Origin of the sequence: Vibrio hannami, assembly GCF_029589055.1 — a bacterium.
Taxonomy (GTDB): Bacteria; Pseudomonadota; Gammaproteobacteria; order Enterobacterales; family Vibrionaceae; genus Vibrio; species Vibrio hannami.
Map to the genome: position 1 here is coordinate 1,637,223 of NZ_JARQZP010000003.1, position 20,475 is coordinate 1,657,697.

The following is a 20,475-nucleotide window of genomic DNA, read 5'->3' on the forward strand; positions in this document are numbered from 1 at the left end:
CACCAGCAGGTGGGCAATAGATATTTTCATTTATCTAAAATGTAGAAATATTGCGCTATACCTTGCATGATGGTTTCACCTCGAACAAAAAATCATCCCCAAAAGGTTGACAGACTCAAGTGAATATAATCAAACAAAAGCGAAGGCATATTGCTATTTGGAGTCGTCTGTCGACTATTCCCCACGATGATCCTGAACTAAATTCCGTTACCTGGTTTGAAAAACAACCATGTAAGGAGTACCAATTTTTTAGCAAGACTATATTAATAACCCAACCCAGCTCGACCTTTTGGGTTTATCTGTTGGGGCTGCTCACAACCGTCTTAGGAATATATTTTCTCGCTTATTGGGAAAGCCAGACTTCTCGTGCTCTATGGGGCATATCATTGGTGTTGTGGGGGTTAGGAGCATTGATAGCAGGCACCAGTTACCAGGCATTTGGGTATCAACTTAAGTGTGCAAATCGCTCTGTCGTCGCCTGGACTAGCTGGTGGGAAGTGGTCTATCTTATTTTCCAGCAGTTAAGTGTGAATGTAATGCTGGTAGCGGTCGCCTACTCCTGCTTACCCGAACAAGGGCAATACGCTTCTATCGTAATTTCTATATTAATCTCTATTGTCTACTCATTAATCGTCCTATTCGGAGCAATAAAGCCCGTTAAGTCATTAATAACGTTTGAGCTAATGGTGCATTTCTGTACACCCATCATTTTATTCTTTATAGGCTTAAATGGCTGGCGATATTTTGATTCAAAAGAGAGTTTGGATTTAGTCCTTCTCGGTACCTGGGCAGGATTGATACTCACAATGTGGTTATACGAGAAATACATGAATGCGGGTTACACACAATTGCTGTGGCAGAAAGGAAAGTGGTTCTCTGAGAATGACGTTCTTCATGTAACTTTGATTATTTGGATAATCTACATTGCTGTATTTGTAGAGCCCTTAATAAAAGATATGGGATAAACGCAGCTGCGCATATCCCATAATTAATAAAGCTATTCGTTATGCTCAGGGATCAGTACAAATTTACCTACATGCTTCTTCTGAACAAACTCTTTCTGGGCTTCTACTATAGATTGTAGTGGGAAGCTCTTTGCAAGCGCGGGCTGAATCTCACCTTTTTCAATGTAGGAGACTAGGTTCTGAAATACCGGTTCATCCCAGGCTGTAGTACCAATCAGCTGAATGTCTTTCAGGTACATGTCTCGCATATCCAGGTCAACCACTGGCCCTGCAATTGCGCCTGAAGAAACTAAACGACCGCCACGTTTTAGCACTTTCAGCATAGCTGGGAAGGCTTCACCACCAACGTTATCAACCACTAGGTCAACAGACTTTTCCCCGAGCAGTTTAACCAGATCATCATTACGATCCAGAAGCACATCGGCACCTAGCTTTTCTACCTCGGCCTGTTTATCTTTACCCGCAATAGCGACAACTTTAGCCCCTCTACGCTTGGCTAGCTGCACCGTTGCTGAGCCGACACCTCCAGAAGCACCAGCCACCAGCACCGTCTCACCTTGCGTTAACTCTGCTCGATGGAGCATATTTTCAGAGGTACCATACGCACATGGAATCGTTCCTAGTTCAGCATCACTCCAATCACAGTCTATTGGAAAGGCTTCACTGGCGCTGATTTTTACAAACTGGGCAAAAGCGCCGTCGTAATCAGAGCCCATCCAGATATTTTCATAAGACTCATAATTATCAGTACTATTGCATGGGCGAAGCAATACTCGCTTTCCTAGAAGTTTAGCATCACCATCATCTTCAAAATCAACCACTTCTCCACAACAGTCAGTGCCCTGAATAAAAGGAAATGGAGTGCTTTCGTTCCAGCCGCCATCTGCCTTTTCTGTCGGCTCTTTTTCGCTGGCATCGGAAGTACTATTAGTAGACTCCGTCACCGAAGATGAATACCACCCCAAACGAGTGTTGATTTCTGTGTTATTCATTCCGGTAGCCAGGACCTTAACCAGCACTTCCCCAGCCTTTAACTCTGGAATGGGAACATCTTTATATACAAGCTTGTCGTAACCACCATTTCCAGTGGTTACAATCGCTTTCATAAACTTAAGGGGCATAATTCAGTATCCAAATATAGAGATTCTTTTATTAACTTACCGGCTCTTTTTCGTCTTTGTCCTTTTTCTCTTCTTCAGAATCCGCGCTTTCTGATTTATCTGAGAATATTTCCGCAACAGACTCTCTTTCCAACGCACCTTTCAGCTCACCCTCTTCATCGATAACTGGTAACGAGTAATCGGAGGAAATACTGTCGGTTAGCACTTCTTCAATAGCGACATCAGGAGAAACCGTTGGAACATCTTCATAAATATCTTCATGGATAGGTTCTGAAACATCGCCACCAGAAGCTTCTTCGAGGCTCTCTTCAGTAATAATCCCTTGATAGCCATCTTCAGTAACGTGATAACCATAGTCATGCTCAGTACGTTTCATCTGTTTTAGTGCTTCAGCAATGGTTGTGGCTGTAATTCGCATAGCTGGCTTCTGCATCACGGTTTCAACAGTTAATGCGCGAGCACGGTTAACATCCTTAACAAATGCCTCAACATAATCCGTTGCTGGGTTTAGCAGGATTTCATCAGGTGTCCCTTGCTGAACTAATTCACCGTCTTTCAGAATAGCAATGCGATCACCAAGACGTAATGCTTCGTCAAGATCGTGCGTGATAAAGATAATGGTCTTATGCAGAGTTTCCTGAAGTTCAATCAACTGATCCTGCATCTCACTTCGAATAAGTGGATCGAGAGCAGAAAAGGCTTCATCCATCAACAGGATCTCAGCATCCGTACAGAGTGCTCTTGCCAAGCCGACACGCTGTTGCTGACCGCCCGACAACTGGGAAGGATATTGATCTTCATATCCTTTCAGGCCTACCGTATCTAGCCATTCGCTGGCTTTTTTCAGCCTTTCTTCTTTAGTTATACCCTGAACTTCCAGTCCATATGCCGCATTGTCTATCACCTTACGGTGGGGGAATAACCCAAAGCGCTGGAATACCATGGACATTTTGTGCCTGCGAAACTGCTCCAATTCTGTCATGGAGTATTGCATCACATCCGTTCCCTCCACATCAATCTGACCAGCGGTCGGGTCGATGAGTCGGTTGAAGTGACGAATCATGGTCGACTTACCAGAACCAGAAAGGCCCATAATCACAAAGATTTCGCCTTTATGGATTTCAAGGTTGATGTCTTTTAATCCAACGGTATGGCCTGTTTTTGCAAGGACTTCATCTTTACTCAGCCCCTGCTTAACCAATGGCAAAACATCCTGAGGTTTAGGACCAAATACTTTGTAGAGGCCTGAGATTTTAATTAGCGGTTTAGTCATGTTTCTGATCTCCCAAGTGTGCCTGAGTACGCTTCGCATAAGCCTGAGAAGCACGGTCGATCAAAATAGCTAATGCCACAATCGCAAAACCGTTGAGAAGTCCTAATGTGAAATATTGGTTAGTGATCGATTTAAGCACTGGCTGACCAAGTCCTTTAACCCCGATCATCGACGCAATAACAACCATTGACAGCGCCATCATAATTGTCTGGTTGATACCTGCCATTATGGTTGGCATAGCTAGCGGCAATTGAACACCAAACAGCCTTTGGCGTTTACTTGCACCGAACGCAGTAGCCGCTTCCATAACCTCTTTATCAACTAATCGGATACCAAGGTTAGTGAGTCGAATAACAGGAGGAATCGCATAGATAATAACAGCAATCAAGCCTGGGACTTTACCAATACCAAGAAGCATTACGACAGGTATCAGATACACGAACGCAGGCATGGTCTGCATAATATCCAACATTGGCGTTACCACGGCCTGAACTCTATTTGAACGAGCCATAGCAATGCCAATAGGGATACCCAATACAATAGCAAGCAGGGTACATACCGTGATGATACTTAAGGTTCGCATGGTGTCTTCCCACATGCCGAAGTACCCAATAAGAAGCATAGATACAACACAAGCTATCGCCAGTTTTGCAGATTTACTCGCAACGTACACCAACCCGGTCAAAACTATTAGTACCAACCACCAAGGTGTGCTCAACAAAAGTTTTTCAAACCAGATAAGAAAAGAAAGAAGGGGATCAAATAAGGATTCAATAAAGTCACCATACTCCCGTGAGAAATCTTTATAGGCTCCATCCAGAGCTTTACGTATGGCACGTAAACTTGAACGATCCATCTCCGGAAATTCGGTCAACCAACTACTATCGGCCATTTGTTTTGTCCTTTAAAAGTAAAGAGTAACTTGTATCAAGTTACTCTTTTGTATGATAAAGCGTACGGATAAGTACACAGCTATTTATAGTTCAGAAGCAACCTTTTCAGCTACAGATGCTGGGAGCCAGGCTTTCCAGATGTCTGGGTGATTCTCCATAAAGTAGAACATCGCTTCTTCCGCATCTGCTTGCTCATTCTCCATCCAAGCCAGTAGTCGGTTCATATCCGCGTTTTTAAAGCCACGCTTGGATAAATACTCGATTACGTCGGGATTAGAGTTAGAAAACTCGGTTACCGCTACGGTACTAACTGGTGAAGGTGGGTACATGGTTGGTTTTGGGTTATCACAACCTTCCTGAGTCGTACAATTAAGGAACTCATCTTCGTCAACACCACTACCAAAGTCTACTTTCACCATCTCATATTTACCCAGGATAGCAGTAGGAGCCCAGTAGTAACCAAACCAACCTTCCTGACGTTCATATGCTTTAGCGATAGACCCTGATAAACCAGCAGCAGAGCCCGGATCAATCAGGTCGAAACCTGCATCACCTAGCCCCATGGCTTTAAAGAGGTTTGCACCTGAAATCTGGCAGTTCCAGCCTGCAGGACAACCATAAAATCCTGCTGAGTCTGGATCTTCTGGGTGCTTAAACAACTCTGGGTGTTTTTTTACACCTTCAATCGTTTTTAACTCTGGATATTTTTCAACAAGATAAGCCGGTACCCAGAAACCTTCCTCACCACCATCTACGAGTGAGAAACCAGCGTTGATAAGACGACCTTCCTTGATACCAGTTTCCAACGCGTCGCTGACCGCATTCGTCCAAAGCTCAGGTGCTATGTCTGGCTGGCCTTTTTCGATCATTGATGTAGCGGTGGGCATGGTATCACCAGGAACCAGTTCAGCGTCACAGCCGTAACCATGTTCCAGAATGAATTTGTCGATATTGGCGATTAAACTGGCAGAGTTCCAGTTCATATCCGCGATGGTCACTTCCCCACACTCACTTGCCTGTGCTTGCATTGCTACGCTGGAAAGTAATGTAACTGTGGCCAATTTCCATTTCATATTAAGTCCTTTATTTACTTATATGTTCCTTTGATTCTTTTTCAGAATACACAAGATATAGTTAGAACTCAAATTATTAGAGTTATAGCTAAAAAAATCATCATTTTTAACACATCACTAACAACCGTCTAAATGTGCGACTAATATTGGGTTTTTACACTCTCAAAATAGCCTTCAGCTCTCATTTTTTTAGCAACCTGTAATTCCATCTATGTGTATTCTTCACCTTTTCAAACGCTATATGATTACTACTCAAATAATTTAAAAATCACTAAATAGCGAAAATAAAAAAGCCCGCGATCAACTACGATCACGGGCTTTAGAGGTCACTTAAGCAATAAATTTTTAGTAACGTTTACTTAGATGTTTCGGCAGGGTCGGTAATGCTTCCTAATTCAAGAACAGGCGCTGCGTCATAAGATTCTGCATTCATCATATTCGCAATGCGCTGGACAGAAGAAAGCAGTAAGCTCTGCTCCCAGTCTTCCAGGCTCTGAAACTTTTTAATGAAATTCTCCTGAAGTGGTAATGGTGCAGAGTCCAGTAAGCCACGCCCTTTCTCAGTAAGATTTGCGTGGACCTTTCTTTTATCAGTGGTGCTTCTTATCCTTTCGACCAAACCACTACGTTCCAACCTATCTAAGATTGTCGTCGCGGTTGCAGGACTCATATTGGTATGACTGGACAGTTGCCTTATCGTCACTTGCCCCAACTCTCGTATTGAGCGCATCAGGATAAGCTGTGGACCGGTCAATCCAGCTTCTTTACTCAGTTTTTTTGAGTGCAGATCGATAGCACGGATGATTTGTCGGATAGAAACCAAAACTTCTTCATGTTTTTCCAATTCAAATAACTCCAAAGGAAAGGGACGTTTCACGATATTTTCTGGAAACTAACCGACTTCCGACATTTTTGAAAGTATTTCCGATAAAAAATGAGAGAATTAGTATGCTGAATCAGTCAAAGATAAATCAATCACGGCATATATATCTTCTTTAGTGTTACATTCAAGCAGCTTATCAACATTCACACCAGTCTCACTCTCTTCATCGTCAAGCACCTGGGTAACTTGCATCAAGCCTTCCATGTGTTCATCGGAAGAGCTTCCTGCAAGCGTTATCATCACTTTCACCTGTTCACCCTCGATATCAATTGGGTTTGCAAGTGTAACCAATGCAAAAGCAGTACGGTTTACACCATCTTCCGGGCGAGCATGTGGCATCGCAAAGTCAGGAGCAATACAGATATAAGGCCCCATTTTTTCGATGCTTTCGATAATCGCATCATAATAGGAAGGCTCTACCGCACCGGAGGCCTCCAGCATATCGGTTCCGGCTTTGATGGCTTCACGCCAATCATTTGTTTCCAACCCCAACAAAATGGACTGGTTATCTATAAGGGACTGTTTAAATTCCATCGCAATTACTCCAACTAGCGCTTATTTTTGTTTTTAATATTTAACTTAAATTTTTCTATGATGGGCGCTTTTCTCTATTAGATTCAGTAGCTCTGTTCCGAATGAGTTCGGATTCAGCATATTCTGCACGCCCAACACATACTTTCCGTCCCCAACTTCCATCTCTGCGGATAGATGTTTTGAGGACACAATAATATCTATAAACTCAACTTTAGATTTATAATCAGTGATCGCACACGAATCTATTTCATGCAGTATACCTTTCTTTTTCAGGTAGTTACTGATCTTCATTTTCATCATCATTGAAGAGCCCTGTCCATTTCCACATACAGCAAGCAGCCTCACAGGACGAACATTGGTTGATTCATCAGGTTCTAATTCTTCAATTCGCTCACCTTCAGCACGTATGTCTAACGTCTGATGAACACACTGTTCAGCTTTTTTGTCAGTAGTAAGCTTTTTTTCAGAGGTAAGGGAAGCAGTCCCGTCTTCTTCTGCACGTAACTGCTTTGACGCAAAATACATATAGATACCTGAAGCCAGCACCAGCACCCAGAAAAACGCTTTAGACGCTGTAATTCCAGCAAATATTGGCGGGAACACCAGTGCCCAATCAGCCATACCCATCCAGCCAGAAAACTCGACACCATGTAAATTAATTAGATGAATAGCCCAGGCAGACCCTACTACCTCAATAACTCCCATGACAAAGCAGATTTTCATCACCGCTTTCCAACCACCATAGTGATTAGCGAATACACCTATGGTGGCGTTAGAAAAAAACATCGGAATAAAGCCAGAAATGATCATGATTGGGGCATCGATAGCCAGCATGGTTAGAACAGCGGTAAATTGGCCAATTGCCCCCCAGACAAAGCCGAATACCATAGCATTTGGTGAGAATGCGTAAATTGCAGCGCAATCAATTGCAGGAACCGCATTAGGGATAACTCGTTCTGAGATACCTTTGAAAGCCTCAGAGAGTTCAGCCACAAACATACGAACACCAGCAACAATAATCTGAATAGCCACCGCAAACTTAAGGCCGGTCTCCAGAATATAGATACTCCAGTGAGTCTGACCCGCCATTGTTTGCAGATTCTCCAGCCCAAATGAGAGAAGGATGATGCCAAAGAATGCCGTCATTACAATTGCAGTGGCAGCGATGCTATCGTGGAAAATATGCAGCCATTGGGGAAGCTCTATTTGATCGACGTTGTCGTTTTTATCTCCCAGCTTTGGTGCAATCTTAGTCGCAATCCAGGAAGCGAACTGTTGCTGATGACCAATAGAAAACCCGGCTCCACCAGTGACCTCTTCGGTGGCCTTATACATGATATTGGAAGATATACCCCAATATAGCGCCATGATCACCGCTGAATAGATAATGGTCTCCCACATGGATGCGCCGAGGATCAGGTAAAAAACGGCAATCAATCCCGCTTGCTGGAACATTATATGGCCGGTAAGCATGATGGTACGAATACCGGTGTAACGACGCAATAAGACCAGTACAATATTGATAGCCAGAGCGAGAAGCACCGCATAACCAACCCATGAGTATTTGTCTCCCATGGTTTCCATAGTGGAGATCATGGCGGTGTATGGGTCAATTACTGTTCCGGTTAGGCCGTGATAGAGCGAAAGTTTTTCGATAATTGGTTTGAAACCACTAACCAGCGTACCTGCTCCTACCTGAACCAACATAAAGCCAACAATGGTTTTGATGGTTCCCTTTACAATGGTTGTTTTATCCCGGCGCAGAAGCGAATACCCGATCAGTGTAACCAAACCAAGTAGCAAAGGCGCTTTGGTCATCACTTGAGTATAAAAAACGTAAAACGCGTCGTAGATAAACTCCAATTTTTACCTCATGAAGTGCGCCAAAATCAAAGGGGCTTAACCTTAACAATCATCTGATGCCAATCAATGCACATTTATGACACCTTTGATGTTTATCAAGTTTGTATAAGTTAGAAGGTCGAAATCGATGCATGGATCACCTTTTCACACAAAATCTTGAGACAAGTCTATAATTACCAGAAAATACATCAACTTATATTATTAAATAACTCAAATCATATTTTTCTTCTTTAAATAGAATGATATGTAGCATGTAACTAAGTATCGTTATAAAATCAAAATTAGTCATAAAATAATCATATGGTGATAAAGCTACCCTCGACTGTATGATTTAAGAGATGACAAATAAGTGTTGTAACAACCGCGGTTAAATAAAAATATGAACGAGTCTCAAAGACACAACGGCATCTTATCCCTACTGGATGAAAGACATTCCATCAGCGTCGGTACAATAGTTGAAACCTTTAACGTCTCCCCGGCTACCGCCAGGCGCGATCTGACTAAGCTGGACGAACAAGGCAAACTTATTAAAGTACGAAATGGTGCAGAAAGAATCGAAACCCAAAAAGCACCTATCTGGTCACCATTAAATATGGATAACACCACGTTCTTCCAGGAAAAATCAAAAATTGCAGTTCGTGCAGCTGCGCTTTGCGATAAAGGAGACAGCGTGGTTATCAACTGCGGCTCTACTGCGTTTATGCTAGGGCAAGAGCTTTGTGGTCAGGACGTAAAAATCATTACCAACTACTTTCCCTTAGCTAGTTACCTGATTGAACAAGACCATGAAAGCGTGATTATTACGGGCGGACAGTACAACAAATCTAAAAATATCTTCTTAAACCCGACTCCAGAATTATCTGGTGCTTATGCGGGCCACTGGATGTTTACCAGTGGCAAAGGGTTAACTGAACAAGGTCTCTATAAAACCGATATGCTAACAGCTGTGGCTGAGCAGACCATGTTGGAACAGGTCGATAAGTTAGTCGTGGTAGTAGATAGCTCGAAAGTAGGCCAGCGCACTGGCATGTTGTTTTGTACACCAACCAATATTGATACCGTAATTACGGGTAAAGATGCAGATAAAAAGGTTGTTCAGGCATTAAAAGACAAAGGCGTAAAGGTATTGTTGGTATAAATGGTTCTATTGGTTATAGGGAGCAGTTATCACCTAACGCTCCCAACCTTAAATCCCATATCATAGCCAGCAATCAATTTTTCCTGATCCGTGGTTAAGCGCCCAACAGAAAACGATGTATCCGGTGCAATAACATTAATTTTGCAGTCTTGTGGTGGGTTCTCAATAAAATCGATCGCTTTGTTATAACTTACCGCCCTCCTAATCATAGCATCGGCTAATCTTGGAGTTCGTTTCAGTAATCTTCGAATCATCCAGGGAGCTTTAGGGGCACTTTTCCTATAGCCCGGAATCTGAGATAGAACTACCGTTATTTCTCTTGCCCCCATTTCATAAGCTTTAATCACAGGAATAGAATCGGCTACACCACCATCGGTCATTGGCTCGCCTTCATAAACAGGATAATCGCGATAAGCCATCGGTACAGAGCAAGAAGCTTTTAAGACAAGCTCCAGGTTTTCTGAAGTACCAGTGATGTAGCAAGCCTCCCCTGTTCTTACCAGAGTGGTTGCTATGTAAAGTGGTATTGGCTGACTCTCAAAAGCGTCCAGATCTAGAGGATACTCTTCAGACAGAACATCCCATAACCAGTCCAGCTCGAGCCAGTGACCACCTTTGGCAAAACGAACAAAGTTTATAAACTCCGGTCGACAAGAATAGTTAGTAATCACTTCTTTGGTTCGGCCACGCTGGTTTGCCAGCCACGCAGCAAGGTTTGTTGAGCCTGCAGAAACACCGATACAGAAATCAAATGGCCGGTACTTTTCATCAATGAAACGATCCAACACACCTGCTGCGAAAATGCCGCGCATCGCACCACCTTCAACCACAAGCGCATGTTTGCTTTCCGTGTTGACAAGGACTTCCTTTTCCATACTTTTCTTTATCACAATGTTTTTAGAGTTATAATTCTAAAAGTATAGCACATTGAAAAATAGGCTTTTCTGACGTGATTCTCTGGCAAAAATAAAAAAAGATTCAAGCAAATGAGGGTAGCTGGTTTTTTGTTCATATGCGATTATCTTTATCTGTATGCCATTCTGCTCAGGTAAAAATCATGACCCAAAAGAAGATCCTGTTACTTTTCGCACACCCATCTCAGCATAGATCAGAAGTAAATAGCCCGCTTTTTGATGCTGCTGAAAAGCTTGATAGTGTTACAGCCGTAGACTTATACGCCGAATATCCGACGTTTAATATCAACATTCCCAAAGAGCAACAGAGATTGCTGGAGCATGACATCATCATCTTCCAATTTCCGCTCTACTGGTACTCCACCCCTGCCATTTTAAAGGAATGGCAAGATTTAGTTCTGGAGTATGGTTTTGCTTATGGTCATGACGGAAAGGCTCTGCACGGAAAAACCTTTATGTGCGCGCTTTCTGCTGGTGGTAAGGAAGATGCTTATCATACCGATGGCTACAATCACTACACCATCCAGGAGCTCCTGCAGCCAATCGAACAGATGGCAACAATGACCGGCATGAACTACATATCACCTTTTGCTCTTTTTGGCTCAAGAACGGCGCTTGAGGAAGGAAGAATCGCTTTGCATGTAGATAACTGGACGCGCCTTCTTGTGGCTCTTGCCGAGGATAAGGTCAATCTGGAGCGCGCAAAAGATCTGGATAAGTTAAGCCAGAATCTGGACAAAATTGTCGAAGGAGAAGTGGCATGACGGGTATATTTCTTCAGGCATTTATCTATTTGGTCGCTGCTGTAATCGCAGTGCCAATAGCAAAAAGACTGGGGCTGGGATCAGTACTTGGTTATCTGATAGCAGGAGTGGTAATTGGTCCGGTAATTGGCCTGGTGGGTGAAGAAACCACAACTATCCAGCACTTTGCCGAATTTGGTGTCGTCATGATGCTGTTCTTGGTTGGTTTGGAGCTTGAGCCTAAAATGCTCTGGTCTATGCGTAACAGACTGGTTGGATTGGGGGGATTACAAGTAGCAGGTACCGCAGCCGCAGTTATGGCTATCGCCCTGTTCTTCGGTCTTACCTGGACGGTGGCATTAACGATCGGCTTAATTTTTTCACTCTCTTCAACCGCTATCGTATTACAGACGTTTAGTGAAAAAGGCCTTAGCAGAACCGATGGCGCTCAAAATGCATTCTCAATCCTTCTGTTCCAGGATATTGCCGTTATCCCTATGCTGGCATTTATTCCTCTGCTCGCCTTACCCGAGCTTGTGGAACAAGCGAGTAATCTGGCACACACCGCAGACCATCATGAAGATCTAAGCCTGGTTGCTGGATTACCTGGGTGGGCTTACGCACTAGTCATCGTTGTCTCTATCGCTGCAGTAGTAATTGGAGGGCACTTCCTGAGCCGTCCGCTGTTCCGTTTCGTTGCGAAATCCGGCCTGCGTGAAATCTTTACTGCAACTGCACTTATGCTGGTTATTGGTATCGCGGCTTTAATGAGCCTGGTAGGCCTGTCTCCTGCGCTGGGTACATTCCTGGCAGGTGTGGTACTGGCAAACAGTGAGTTCAGACATGAACTGGAATCGAATATCGATCCATTTAAGGGCTTGCTGCTGGGGCTATTCTTTATCACCGTTGGTGCTGGTATCGATTTCTCTGTACTGGCTAATGATCTGGTACTGATCTTATCACTGACCTTTGGCGTTATTGTCCTAAAAGCAATGGTCCTGTATATCCTTGCTGTTAGCTTTAAAGTCAAAGGAAGCGATCGCTGGTTATTAACTCTAAGCCTTGCTCAAGCTGGTGAATTTGGCTTTGTTCTGCTTTCGTTCTCAGTATCCAACCACGTATTACCAACGGAAATAGCCTCAGTACTTTCTCTGGTGGTCGCGTTATCGATGTTCCTGACACCGGCTCTGTTTATCCTGTTTGATAAAGTTATTAAGCCGAGATTTGAAAAAGCCTCCAATGATCGTGAACAAGATGATATTGATGAAACCGGTACTGTCATTGTTGCAGGCGTTGGTCGTGTGGGTCAGATAATCAACCGTATGCTGGTAGCAAATGGTATCAAAACCGTTGTCCTTGATCATAAATCTGATCAGGTGGACGCATTAAGACAACTTGGTACCAAGACATACTACGGCGACGCGACCAAACCTGACCTTCTGCATACGGCAGGCATTGAACATGCTGCTGCACTGGTTATTGCTATCGATGATCAGGAAGCAAGTGTAGAGCTAGTTAAGTATGTGAAGCACACTTATCCTCAGGTGAAAGTGATTGCTCGTGCATTTGACCGTGGGCATGGTTACCTGCTTCGTCGTTCAGGTGCTGATATTATCGAGTCAGAGACCTATCACACAGCGCTCGAACTTGGTGTTCACACCATGAAAGAAGTGGGCATGCATCCATTCCATGTTGAGCAGCAGAAGGTGGCCTATAAAAATGTGGAAGATGCCAAATCAGACATTCTTTACGAAGCGTGGGCTGGTGGCTCAGAGGAAGAGCGCTACGATAACAACTACCGTAAGCTATTTATACAACTCGAGACCCATATCCTCGAAGCGATGGGATCTGATAAGCGAGGTATTCACTCTATGGCCGAAAGAGAGTGGACACCGCCACCAAAGGGATATGCCGATAAATTTTCGGAATAAGCCTATACGTTGCTAACATAAATCCGCCTTCCGCTAGAAAGTGCTTAAGGCGGATTTTTTTATTCTGAGAACATATTTGCGTTTTTCCAAGCCCACAGATAACGGCACGCAATGGTCCGGTACGGTGCCCACGGCTTTGCCACATCTAGCAGCGCTTTTTTCAACACGCGTCCTTTTAATTCCTGATAGCCGTACAACTCCTGTATCGACTGCTGAATTATCAGGTCATCAGGGGCAAATACATCCTGCCTGGCCAGTGCAGACATCAAAAACATTTCCACTGTCCAACGGCCCACACCATATATCTCCGTTAACTCAGAAACTACCGTTTCGTTGTCGCACCCATCAAGATATTCGCGTTCAAGCCTTCCGGTTAAAGCAAACTCAGCAACAGAATGGACATACTTCACTTTTTGCCTTGAAAGGCCAGCACTTCTTAATGTTTCTTCTGAAAGGGTTGTCAACAACTCTGGAGTTGGATTGTTCTCAGGAAATAGAGATTCAAATCGGGACCAGATAGTCGCAGCTGCTTTGATAGACAACTGTTGATGCACAATCGACTCAACTAATGCGTGAAATGGCTCCCTCTCACTCCAGGCCTGTGGGCACGGTAGTGAAACAATGAGCTCTTTCATAACTGGGTCGGATTGCTTTAAATGCTCTAGTGCTGCTTTCATTGTCTAATACTCTATCGTTTGGATAACTCGTTATCTTATAAATAAAATGTGTGTCCCTGCCACAAAATATGTATAGATAGCCCTTTAGTTATCGATTGAGTTAAAAAAATAGATAGCAAAAATGGATTTTATTTGATTATCTATAGGAAACTCTGAAAAAAATTCGCTAACATTAATGTACAACGTCCCCTTAAATGAATAAGTCTAGCCATCAATGAGTAAAGAAGAATTTCAAAAGGCAACGGAAAACCTGAGAAAAGCAGTTCCTCTAATGATAAAAAATCAGGTGCCAACGACTCCGACGAACTATGCATTATGGTATACATACGTTGATCAAACGCAACCAGCCCTCAATGAAGAACTTGATGAGCTCATTGAAGAGTATGGTTTATGTTTGCCAAGCCACAATGAGTCTCTATACAAGAAATACATTGCCAGCCAAACAGAATCAGACGTTACCGAATTAAAATCAAACCTTGAGATCCTTGTTAACGAGATCTTCCAGTCGATGAAGGATACGATGGAAGACACCAGCTCGTTTCAGGATATGATCAACAAAAGCTTTGATACTCTGGAAAGCATAGATAAAGAGGGCATTACCTTCGATGAGGTGATGGGCTTACTTAAAGACTTTGTTGCTGAATCAAGAGAAATCAGGAGTTCAACTCAATACTTTAATAGTCAGCTTAGTACCGCGAGCCAGGAAATCGCTAACTTAAAAAAGCAGCTTGAAGCCGTGCAAAAAGATGCACTTTACGATAGCCTTTCCAGCTTACTTAACCGTGGAGCATTTGATAAAGACATTGCTTCTTTATGCAACTCGGAAGAATCACACCCTCTTTGCCTGATCCTTATCGATATAGATCGATTCAAAGATCTCAACGACCAGTATGGCCATGTGTTCGGAGACATGGTGATCAAAGCTATTGCACGAAGGCTTCAAATTAACTGTCGTGAAGGCATCGCTGCATATCGATATGGTGGTGAAGAGTTTGCTTTATTAGTACCAAACAAACCGCTACGTATAGCAAGACAGTTTGCAGAGCAGGTTAGACGCTCAATTGAGAAAATCGCCGTAAAAGATAAACGTACCGGTGAATCTGTTGGCAATATCTCAGCATCATTTGGTGTTGCTGAATATCAGCCGGGAGAAAGCCCTATCTCATTGATAGATAATGCAGATCAACAGCTTTACAAAGCTAAAAGCCTCGGAAGAAACCGCGTTTTACCTGTGTAAGTATTCAAAAGAAAAATTGACAACAAACCAGCGTGCAAAATCGCGCGCTGGATCATAAATATCAAAAAATTCAATCAACTAAGCTCTTCCTCACACTTCAATGTAAATTGATTGACTACACTTTCGGTAACTTTAATTAGCAAAGGAGCCGAGAGAATATCCATGACAATAAAAAGCACCCTTTTTATTTTCCTGTTTAGCCTTTTACCCACAACCGTATCTCGCCTCTTCTGGCGAACGAATTGAAGGACTGACAACATCTGCTGTTGGCTATGCCTGTATCGTCGTATTTGTCTTAGCCTACGCCTTGGTAATGGGGGAAGAGTTTCTTAAGCTAAAGAAATCAAAACCCGTGTTATTAGGTGCGGGCATTATCTGGATCATGATTGGCTTTGTATATCAAAGTCACGGACAAACGGAAGTTGCTCAGGCCGCTATTGAACACAACCTGCTTGAGTACGCAGAGTTGCTTCTCTTTCTCCTGGTTGCCATGACCTATATTAATGCAATGGAAGAACGACGGCTGTTCGATTGCCTGCGAGCCTGGATGGTCGGTAAAGGCTTCGACTTTCGTACCCTGTTCTGGTTAACCGGTATCTTATCTTTTTTTATATCCCCTATCGCCGATAACCTGACAACCGCTCTTCTTATGTGTGCTGTGGTGCTTAAAGTAGGTGGTAACAACGATAGATTTATAGGACTTGCCTGTATCAATATTGTGGTCGCTGCCAACGCTGGAGGGGCATTCAGTCCATTTGGAGATATCACGACGCTAATGGTCTGGCAGGCGGGTATTGTAGAATTCCAGCAGTTTTTAGCGCTATTTCTGCCTTCCGTTATCAACTATCTGGTTCCTGGCTTAATCATGTCGTTCTTTATTCCGAACGATAAGCCCGAGGTCATACACGAATATGTTGAGATGAAACGTGGAGGTAAGCGTATCGCAGGGCTATTCCTGCTTACTATCGCTACAGCGGTCTGTTTCCATGGTTTCTTACACTTTCCGCCAGTTATTGGCATGATGATGGGGCTTGCTTACCTGCAATTCTTTGGTTTCTTCTTACGTAAAACGCTTCCTGCTTCTATAGCAAGAAAGCGTGCTAAAGCGATTGCAGCCCACGATGAAGCGGCATTACAACGCTTAGGTTCTATTATTCCTTTCGACGTATTTAAACGAGTATCACACGCAGAATGGGACACCCTGCTGTTCTTCTATGGCGTGGTCATGTGTGTAGGCGGATTAAGCCTGCTTGGCTACCTGGAGCTGGTTTCTGACATCATGTATAACCAGTGGGATCCTATCTGGGCAAACGTAATGGTGGGGATTTTATCCGCCATTGTCGATAACATCCCCGTCATGTTCGCGGTATTAACCATGAACCCAGAGATGTCGTTGGGTAACTGGTTGCTTGTCACCCTTACGGCTGGTGTTGGTGGTAGTTTGCTATCAATAGGTTCAGCGGCAGGTGTAGCACTAATGGGCGCGGCTCATGGCAAGTACACCTTCTTCGGGCACCTTAAATGGATGCCAGTGATAGCGATTGGTTACGCTATCAGCATTGGCATACATTTGATGCTTAACTACGAACTTTTCTATTAGATAGAAGCCTTAAAGCATTAGTTCCGGAAGCACTTATTTATTAAGTGCTTCTACTTTTTTAAGAAAACTATCGCGAAGGTGTTCCTGATCGTATTCAAGATGATAAGTATTGTGGAAGCCAACTTTCAGCTCTACGCCACTACCACGCATAAAAACGTTATAACCATCGTAATCAGAAAATGCTTCTACACCTTCATATATCTTACCAAACTCTGTAGGAGTGCCTCGCTCCATGATCATTTCGTAGGCTCTTAAAACTTTGCCAGGATCCAGGTCATTTTTCATAACAAGCTCCCTATCGTTTCATTGAACACATTCTAAGTATGGCTAGGTGTGTGGATATTTGCCATTTTTTACCAATCTCCGGGTAATGACCTATCCTTAAATGATAAAGATAATAATAAAAATGGCTGGGCTATAACGTTATTTACTTTGTCCTACGCTTTTAGAAGGATGCACCCATGAACCTAACGATTCGCGCTCGCCTAATTATACTTGCCGTAGTGCCTGTTTTACTCATTTCTGTTTGCCTTTTGCTGCTCACCCGTTACGAGTTGAACACATTAAACACGTTACAAATCGATGCTTCGAGAACCAAATTGATGGACTCGAAGAAAGAGGAAGTTCGCTCCTATATGGAGATAGTTAAAACTTCACTCATTCCTCTTAAAGCTAGAAACGCCTCTCTGGATGAAGTGAGGGAAACTCTGTCTAAGATTAAATATGGCGAAACAGGTTATCTCTTTGCCTATAGCTCCGAAGGTATACGGATAGTTCAGGGGGATACTGATAAGGGGTTAGGGCAGAGCTTTTGGAACTTAAAAGATGTAAACGGGTTCCTTTTGCTTCAGGATATTGTCAAGCAGGCCAAAAGTGGTGGTGGCTATACCACCTACTATTTCCCGAAACCGGGGGGAGAGGAACCATTACCAAAACTAAGCTATTCCATATATGAACCTCAGTGGGATCTGATTATAGGAACGGGCTTTTATATTGATGATATAGAAGAATCCTTAGCTATTATGAATCAGGCATCACTGGATTCGATGAAACAAAGCGTACTTAACACTGCATTAATTACTCTGGTCATTACTCTATTTGTTCTGAGTATCGCAACCCTGATAAACCGCAGTATTCTAAAGCCACTTAGCCTGTTTGACGAGTCTGTTGAAAAGTTCTCAAAGGGCGAAGCCGATCTCACAGCCAGAATAGAAGACTTCAACCTGCCTGAATTTAACCGGCTAGGGAAAAACTTTAACGCCTTTGTTGAAAATCTTCAGAACATTATTGGCAGCGTCTCTCAGGTAAGTACTAACGTTGTATCCGAAACCAATGACATGGCAGACAGAGCATCAGAAGTGGATTCGTTAGCAAATGGACAGCGAGAAGAAACAGAGCAAGTTGCAACCGCAATGAACGAGATGACCTCTACTGCTCAGGAAATCTCAAATAACGCAAATCAAGCCGCAGAAGCAGCGACAAATGTAGAAAATAGTACCACTCATGCAATGGAAATCGTCACCAATGCGGCAAATTCCGTTGAAAGCCTGGCGTCCGGTGTAGCAGAAGCAGGCAGAGTTATCTCCGACCTGGAAAAAGACGTTCAGAACATATCCTCATCTCTTGGCGTTATTCAGGAAATAGCCGAACAAACCAACCTTTTAGCGTTAAATGCCGCAATTGAAGCCGCCCGGGCAGGTGAGCAAGGGCGAGGGTTTGCTGTCGTTGCTGATGAAGTTCGTAATCTTGCGACCCGAACCCAGGATAGCACGCTCGAAATTCATGAAATGATTGAACAACTGAAGTCTGCCTCAGACAGCGCCGTTAGCTCTATGGAACATAGTCAGGTTCAAAGCGCTCAAACAGTAGAGGAAGCAAAAGCAGCAACGGTTGCATTAACAGATATTCAAAACTCAGTGAAAATCATCATGGATATGAGCGACCTGATTGCTACAGCAACGGAAGAACAATCTCAGGTGGGACAAGAGATAACCGAACGAATTGTTGTTATATCCGAGCAAAGCAACAAGTCTGCCGATTTAGCTCAGGAAAACCGGGCCGGCAGCCAAAACCTAAACAGTAAAGCAGATGAACTCTATCATCTGGTAGATAGGTTTACAGTGTAAACCAACAATCAATGGCTTTAAGCCCCACCAGCAAATAGGAGCGTGGTTTATTTGGAATAAATAACCGCGCTCTATTTTTTTTAAAAGATCGCCTTCTTTTGATCTTTAAAATAGAAAACCACGCTGATGGAAACAAACAAGAACGTAAAATAATAGAAAAATGAAGAGAGCGAAGCTAAAAAGTCGAGGTGTTGCTCTACCTGTTGCTCCGTGTAGTTCTGAGACAGCAACTTATAGTAATAAGCATATAAAATACCTATCAAGCCGTACCCGAGGTTAAACATCAAACCCTTAAAGCTCAGTACGGTTGCTCTATTGTGTGAATCGGTCTTTTTATTAAGGTGGTAGCTGATGAAAATGTTCATAGTCATAATAATAAAAATTAGGACCAGAGCTGGTATCACCCCATAGATCGACCACCCTAAGCTAATCCAATAGTAAGTCACCATAGTCGCCAGTCCCATGATGGCAATAAACCTCCTAGGAGCCATACGTTCCGCTAATTTACGGCTCTGACCCGCCAGCAGTATTTGAAGCAAGCTGATCCCCGCTCCAATGAAGCCGAAATAAATAATAGGAATATCAATGGCTCGATAATACTGGCTGTTCATGGTTAAAAACATACGCGATGTATGTTCGAATAAGCTGTAATAAAGCAAAATAAACAGAACATAAGGAGTAGAAAGCACCCACTTCCCGGTATTTAACGTTAGCTTCATGCTTGCAACTGTTGTCGCTAACCGGCTGCTATGCTCGGGTACCGTTTTCTTCCCTTCTCGCATACTGGTTGCTGAATAAATTGCAATCATAGCAACGAGTAAGGTGGCATAGACGGGGATACGCATTATATCTTTTGTGCTTTCTGGTTCAGCCATCCCGAATAAGGAGTATACGTTAGTCATAAAGTTAACATCATACATAGCAGCCCCTATCAAAGTGACGAAAATGCCAACACTTGAGGCGATACGAAGCTGGATTTGCAATACTCTCGGCCATAGCTCTTCCTTGCCCTGCTCTTTTAGAGTGTCATAAGCGAGCGCTTCATCAGCACCACTCGCTAGAGCCATTGCCAAACCACTTAATATTCGGTTGATCAAAAATACAATGAAAACCAGTGTAGGGTTCCCCGTTGGCACAAAAGCAATCATCGCGATTTCTATAAACATGACAATCGAAGACAGGACCACGAGTTTTTTGCGTCCTAACGTATCGGCAAATGCTCCTGACGGAACCTCGGCAAGAACAATGGTCGCAGCCCAAACCACATTGAGCATAGCAAATTGAGATAAGGTTAAGCCGTAGTCCAAATACAGTAGTGTGAAAACCGGGTAATAAAAACGCGCAAAGTAGCTACTTCGAAACATTAAGTAGTAGCGGACATTACGAACCAGAAGAATTTCTTTAAGCGTCATTAGGCTTTCTGCATTTTTGAGAACATAAGGTTATGTATACACCTTTTTTAGCCTGATAGTAAAAGGTTCTAACCTACTCTCTTCGTTTTTAC

The 20,475-nt window shown here is 43.3% G+C and carries 17 protein-coding genes and 1 pseudogene; 7 read left to right on the forward strand and 11 right to left on the reverse strand.

The window, feature by feature from the left end; all coding sequences use genetic code 11:
• Positions 1-302 precede the first annotated feature (302 nt).
• Positions 303-965 (forward strand): hypothetical protein, encoded by a 663-nt coding sequence (locus P7F88_RS09090; RefSeq protein WP_277823898.1) that lies wholly within the window; start codon positions 303-305, stop codon positions 963-965.
• A gap of 32 nt (positions 966-997) precedes the next feature.
• Here the strand turns inward: P7F88_RS09090 and P7F88_RS09095 are convergent, their stop codons facing one another.
• The 7 genes from P7F88_RS09095 to P7F88_RS09125 form a co-directional block, all read right to left on the reverse strand.
• Positions 998-2,086, reverse strand: a complete 1,089-nt coding sequence (locus P7F88_RS09095) for an alcohol dehydrogenase family protein (protein WP_277823900.1) — start codon at positions 2,084-2,086, stop codon at positions 998-1,000.
• Between the two features lie 31 nt (positions 2,087-2,117).
• Positions 2,118-3,359: a quaternary amine ABC transporter ATP-binding protein gene (locus P7F88_RS09100; RefSeq protein ID WP_277823902.1), complete on the reverse strand. Its 1,242-nt coding sequence runs from the start codon at positions 3,357-3,359 to the stop codon at positions 2,118-2,120.
• Positions 3,352-4,251 (reverse strand): ABC transporter permease, encoded by a 900-nt coding sequence (locus tag P7F88_RS09105; RefSeq protein ID WP_277823904.1) that lies wholly within the window; start codon positions 4,249-4,251, stop codon positions 3,352-3,354. Before P7F88_RS09105 ends, P7F88_RS09100 begins: the two co-directional genes overlap by 8 nt.
• Positions 4,252-4,335: 84 nt before the next feature.
• Complete coding sequence (locus P7F88_RS09110) at positions 4,336-5,325, reverse strand: ABC transporter substrate-binding protein (RefSeq protein WP_277823906.1); 990 nt, start codon at positions 5,323-5,325, stop codon at positions 4,336-4,338.
• A gap of 355 nt (positions 5,326-5,680) precedes the next feature.
• Positions 5,681-6,169: a MarR family winged helix-turn-helix transcriptional regulator gene (locus tag P7F88_RS09115; protein ID WP_277823908.1), complete on the reverse strand. Its 489-nt coding sequence runs from the start codon at positions 6,167-6,169 to the stop codon at positions 5,681-5,683.
• Positions 6,170-6,268: 99 nt separating this feature from the next.
• A complete protein-coding gene (locus P7F88_RS09120; protein ID WP_277823910.1) occupies positions 6,269-6,742 on the reverse strand; it encodes a PTS sugar transporter subunit IIA in 474 nt (157 codons plus the stop codon).
• Positions 6,743-6,787: 45 nt separating this feature from the next.
• Positions 6,788-8,605 (reverse strand): PTS ascorbate-specific subunit IIBC, encoded by a 1,818-nt coding sequence (locus P7F88_RS09125; protein WP_277823912.1) that lies wholly within the window; start codon positions 8,603-8,605, stop codon positions 6,788-6,790.
• 379 nt (positions 8,606-8,984) lie between these two features.
• Here P7F88_RS09125 and ulaR point away from each other — a divergent pair, with 379 nt between their 5' ends.
• Positions 8,985-9,743, forward strand: a complete 759-nt coding sequence (gene ulaR, locus P7F88_RS09130; RefSeq protein WP_277823914.1) for an HTH-type transcriptional regulator UlaR — start codon at positions 8,985-8,987, stop codon at positions 9,741-9,743.
• 29 nt (positions 9,744-9,772) lie between these two features.
• On the opposite strand, the gene P7F88_RS09135 is transcribed toward ulaR, so the two are convergent.
• On the reverse strand, positions 9,773-10,618 hold the full coding sequence (locus P7F88_RS09135) for a patatin-like phospholipase family protein (protein ID WP_277823916.1): 846 nt from the start codon (positions 10,616-10,618) through the stop codon (positions 9,773-9,775).
• A 182-nt stretch (positions 10,619-10,800) separates the two neighbouring features.
• Here P7F88_RS09135 and P7F88_RS09140 point away from each other — a divergent pair, with 182 nt between their 5' ends.
• On the forward strand, positions 10,801-11,421 hold the full coding sequence (locus P7F88_RS09140; protein WP_277823918.1) for an NAD(P)H-dependent oxidoreductase: 621 nt from the start codon (positions 10,801-10,803) through the stop codon (positions 11,419-11,421).
• On the forward strand, positions 11,418-13,331 hold the full coding sequence (locus tag P7F88_RS09145; RefSeq protein ID WP_277823920.1) for a monovalent cation:proton antiporter-2 (CPA2) family protein: 1,914 nt from the start codon (positions 11,418-11,420) through the stop codon (positions 13,329-13,331). The genes P7F88_RS09140 and P7F88_RS09145 overlap by 4 nt, the downstream gene beginning before the upstream one ends.
• Before the next feature lie 59 nt (positions 13,332-13,390).
• On the opposite strand, the gene P7F88_RS09150 is transcribed toward P7F88_RS09145, so the two are convergent.
• The gene (locus P7F88_RS09150) at positions 13,391-14,008 is read right to left on the reverse strand and encodes a DNA-3-methyladenine glycosylase family protein (RefSeq protein ID WP_277823922.1); all 618 of its coding nucleotides are present in this window, start codon (positions 14,006-14,008) and stop codon (positions 13,391-13,393) included.
• A 214-nt stretch (positions 14,009-14,222) separates the two neighbouring features.
• Between P7F88_RS09150 and P7F88_RS09155 the strand changes: the two genes are divergently transcribed.
• A complete protein-coding gene (locus tag P7F88_RS09155; RefSeq protein WP_277823924.1) occupies positions 14,223-15,245 on the forward strand; it encodes a GGDEF domain-containing protein in 1,023 nt (340 codons plus the stop codon).
• A gap of 162 nt (positions 15,246-15,407) precedes the next feature.
• Positions 15,408-16,845 (forward strand): annotated as a pseudogene (gene nhaD, locus P7F88_RS09160) (sodium:proton antiporter NhaD).
• A gap of 33 nt (positions 16,846-16,878) precedes the next feature.
• On the opposite strand, the gene P7F88_RS09165 reads toward nhaD, so the two are convergent.
• On the reverse strand, positions 16,879-17,130 hold the full coding sequence (locus P7F88_RS09165; RefSeq protein ID WP_277823928.1) for a DUF3081 domain-containing protein: 252 nt from the start codon (positions 17,128-17,130) through the stop codon (positions 16,879-16,881).
• Between the two features lie 176 nt (positions 17,131-17,306).
• Here P7F88_RS09165 and P7F88_RS09170 point away from each other — a divergent pair, with 176 nt between their 5' ends.
• A complete protein-coding gene (locus P7F88_RS09170; protein WP_277823930.1) occupies positions 17,307-18,971 on the forward strand; it encodes a methyl-accepting chemotaxis protein in 1,665 nt (554 codons plus the stop codon).
• An 80-nt stretch (positions 18,972-19,051) separates the two neighbouring features.
• Here P7F88_RS09170 and P7F88_RS09175 read toward each other — a convergent pair whose 3' ends face one another.
• Positions 19,052-20,383, reverse strand: a complete 1,332-nt coding sequence (locus P7F88_RS09175; RefSeq protein WP_277823932.1) for an MFS transporter — start codon at positions 20,381-20,383, stop codon at positions 19,052-19,054.
• Positions 20,384-20,475 lie beyond the last annotated feature (92 nt).